The organism is Roseateles sp. P5_E11 (genome assembly GCF_054049355.1).
Window position 1 is genome coordinate 1 of the sequence record NZ_JBFUMO010001077.1, and the last position, 968, is coordinate 968.

Genomic DNA, 968 nt, shown 5'->3' on the forward strand with positions numbered 1-968 from the left:
GCCGTCGGCGCTGAGCTGACTTAAGGAGTAGTCGCCCCAGGCGGGGATGCGATGTTGCAGCTGGCGCACCTGCGTGCCCCATTGCGCCACCGGCGGCGTGGCGCGGCCGGCCAGCTGGGCCTCACGCACGGCAGCACCCGGGTCGCGGCGCAGGCCGGTCAGGTTGCGCACGCCCTCGGCCCACAGGCCACCGGATTCGCCAGCAAAGCGCACATGACGGTCGTAGAGGGCGTCGCGCAGCGGCACGTCGAAGCGCAGGCCGATACCGCGCAGGAAGTCCTTCTGATCGTCGCCATCGAAGACGAAGGTGTGCATGACGCGCAGCGATTCGGCGCCGGCGTAGAAATAGAAGCGCACCGAGAAGGGCAGCCATTCGCGGCCGGCGGCRCTACGGTGTTGGCCGTCGACCTTGATGACGGCGCGCACCGGGCCGGTCTGCTCGACGGTCAGTTGTGCGATGCGGCTCTGGAAGGCGGTCTGCGTGACGGCGCCCTGCTCGGCATCGGGCTTGTCGTCGGTCTGGGCGATGAGGGTGCAGGAACCCAGCACCTCGCGGCCGTCGCGCTCGATGCCCTGGATGAGCTTGGCGCCCTGGCGTGGCAGCCTGCAGCGGATGACGCCGGTGTCGACCTCGATGAAGTCAGCCTCCTCGCGCACCTTCACGGTGGCACCTGCGGCGGCAGCACCCTTGCCCGGGCGGATGCTGGGCTGGGTACCGGCATCGACGCCGGCTGGCAGCGCATGCGCCGTCCACTTCAGCGAGCCATCGGGCCACCAGGCCAGCGGCCAGGTCTGCAAGGCCAGTGGCTTGCCCTGCGCGTCCAGCGCGTGGAAGGCCTGATCCTTCCTGTGCTGGCCGCGCGGCCAGGGCAGACCCAACGTGGCGCCGAGCGCCAGCGCGGGGGCGGTGCCATCCAGCCAGCGCAAGCCGAGCAGGTCGTCCGACGTGGCGACGGTCGGTGCGGGCG

Annotated in this window: 1 protein-coding gene; it reads right to left on the bottom strand. The window is 71.0% G+C overall.

Going from position 1 to position 968, the window contains the following annotated elements:
• The coding region (locus ACXJKR_RS33510; RefSeq protein ID WP_457326536.1) for an exo-rhamnogalacturonan lyase family protein at positions 1-968 on the bottom strand (968 nt) is incomplete at both ends.